The sequence below is a fragment of the Hominilimicola sp. genome, from assembly GCF_046972485.1.
In the GTDB taxonomy this organism is placed as follows: Bacteria; Bacillota; Clostridia; order UBA1381; family UBA1381; genus Hominilimicola; species Hominilimicola fabiformis.
Window position 1 is genome coordinate 1 of record NZ_JBKVWU010000191.1, and the last position, 2,668, is coordinate 2,668.

Annotated in this window: 2 protein-coding genes; one reads left to right on the forward strand and one right to left on the reverse strand. The window is 36.5% G+C overall.

Annotated features, from left to right (window positions below):
- Positions 1-44: 44 nt before the first annotated feature.
- Positions 45-1,685 carry an oleate hydratase gene (locus ACLTU0_RS11650; RefSeq protein WP_412322603.1) on the reverse strand — a complete coding sequence of 547 codons (1,641 nt, stop codon included), beginning with the start codon at positions 1,683-1,685 and terminating at the stop codon, positions 45-47.
- 177 nt (positions 1,686-1,862) lie between these two features.
- On the opposite strand from ACLTU0_RS11650, the gene ACLTU0_RS11655 reads away from it, so the two are divergent.
- Positions 1,863-2,668: hypothetical protein (locus ACLTU0_RS11655; protein WP_412322604.1), on the forward strand; the 806-nt coding region annotated here is incomplete at its 3' end.

The following is a 2,668-nucleotide window of genomic DNA, read 5'->3' on the forward strand; positions in this document are numbered from 1 at the left end:
CTGTATTATAATATTGAAACCTTAAAATAACCTTAAAAAACAAATTATTTTACCAAGTTTTTTAAAGATTTTTTTACTTCTCTGAATGATTTCGGTTTACTTTCAAACATTTTTCTGTTTGTTTTCATAAGTTTATATGATGCGGTGCGTGCGGTTGAAACGATATATTCTTCCGAGAATACTGTATCGTTATCCGATTCGGCAAAATCGCCGGAAACCGCAAAATTCTTTATACCTGTCGGAATTATTTCAAGTTTTGAATTAACAGGTGATAAATATGATGTACCGTAACGTCTGTGGCAAGGAATTACGTTTACTACCGTTTCGCAAATATCGTCCCAAACTTCATCAAGGTTAAAGCATGAAACAAGTTCATATAAAATTTCGGCACCGCTGCATTCAGTCATAGTTTTACCGCTTCTGTCACCGTCACAATTAGGACGCATAGCACAGCCCCACAAAACTGTAATATCTTCGCTTTGGTCTTTAAAATAAGTTGACGGTACCGCACAAACTGTCATTTTCCAATTTGAATCGTCAAGCACGATAATACCGTTGCGCCCCAAGGCACCGCAAGTAACTTTGTCGATAAGCTCAGGCAAAAGTTTGTTTGAAAGAGTAATTGTAAATTCCTCTGACATATTACCCTCAAATTCATCAAAGAACAAGTCAGGTGACTTGAATGACGGGTGCTTTTCAGCAAGCTTTTCCCAAAGTTCAAACGGCTTTGAATAAAGTTTCGGAGCAGGTTCGTTGAAACTGCCGAAAGATTCGCAGTCAGCCATTTCATCGGTAGGCATAATACAAATATCGCCGTCATTAAGATAGAAAGTCTTTCTTGTTGCACCGTCCGTAAAGTGAATTGAGTCGGCATTGTCGTTTTCAAAATCAATATCGGTAACAACCGCATTTTCTCTTACGTCAACACCGATTTTCTTCAAATGCTCTTTTAGAGGGTTGACAATTTCTTCGTATCTGTCAAAATCATTCGGAATGATACCCGAAAGCATATTATCCATATTTGCAATACAGTTTACAAATTCATATGCACTTGATTCTTCGGTAAAACCATATAATGCGGAAATAAGTTTCCAGAACGGTGAAAGGAAGAAATCGCTGTCCATAACGTCAAATATCGACGCAGACTGAATTTGCGAACGTTTTGACTGCATAAGTGCAAGTATTGCGTTTCTGTGTGATTTTGAAATCTTGATTTTTGAACTGTCTATAACGTTTTTGTCTTGATCAATCAAAGTCACACTTCGCGGATAAATATTTGCACGATAAATATTAAGTATTTCATCGCATACCGTCAAATCAGGAATATCCAAAGAATCAACATCGCTGATAAGGTCAAAGAAATTCATACTGTCTTTGATGCTTATAGTTTTTCCGCGACGGCAGATAAAGCCTGTTTCGTTGTTGCCGCAGTCGCGAGTACCGTTTGTAAATATATGAATATTCTCCGGAGTGAAACCGCAGTCACGCACAAGATAAAGTGCTGACGCAAATGCAGAAAGTCCTCCGCCTGTGATATATGCCTGCTTTTTCGTAAGAGTTTTTGTGTGTTCTGCAAGCATTGTTTTGTGTTTTTTGTGCTTTGAAATAACAATCGCAGTAGTGGCGGCAGCCGCTGTTACAGCCGCACCGATTGCAATAAGTTTTGTAAGATCGCTTTTTTTCATAATAACACGCTCCTAAAAATCGTTCAATCAATTCTATTTACTTATTATATCACAAAAAACAAATTTTGTACAGTAAATATTACCCTGCAAAAAGTGAACATACTGTAAACATTTTGATTGAAAAAAATGTCGGATTATGATATAATAATCTATACTATTGTTAAAGGAGAATATATTATGAAGAGGATCGGAAAAAAAGGTAGGTTTGTACTGTTGCTTGTTCTTCAAATTCTGGTTGTTTTAACAATGGTAGCGGAAATATTCAACAGAAATTTCTATAATGTATTTCTGTGTCTGCTAACTTTGGTTTTATTTAACATTCCGAGATTTGTAGACTTAAAATTGAACATAAAATTACCGACAATGCTTGAAGTTGTAATTTTACTATTCATATTCGCGGCGGAAATACTCGGTGAGATACAAAGTTTTTATACGATTTTTCCGTATTGGGACACTATACTCCATACAATTAACGGATTTATAATGGCGGCGATAGGCTTTGCACTTATTGATATTTTAAATCAAGACCCGAGATTTCATATTAATATGTCACCGTTTTTTGTAGCGTTCGTGGCATTTTGTTTTTCTATGACGGTCGGAGTTGTTTGGGAGTTCTTTGAGTTTGGTATGGACCAAATTTTCGGAATGGATATGCAGAAAGATTTTATCGTGAATGCAATACATTCCGCAACGCTTAACCCGAACGGACTTAACGGCACGGTCAGCTTAAACGGCATAACAAGTACGATTGTGAACTATAACGGAGGACAGTACGTTATAGAGGGAGGGTATCTTGATGTCGGAATAATCGATACAATGAAAGACCTTATGGTAAACTGTATCGGTGCGGTTGTATTTTCGATTATCGGAATACTTTACATAAAGCACAGAGGTAAAGGAAAGATTGCGAAAAGTTTTATTCCGCTTATGAAAACAACAGAGGAAATTGAAGAAACACAAAAAATGATTGAAGAATTTAAGAG

Excerpts from the sequence above, each read along its gene's own strand:
- ACLTU0_RS11650 (WP_412322603.1), bottom strand. The coding sequence starts at position 1,685 with ATGAAAAAAAGCGATCTTACAAAACTTATTGCAATCGGTGCGGCTGTA.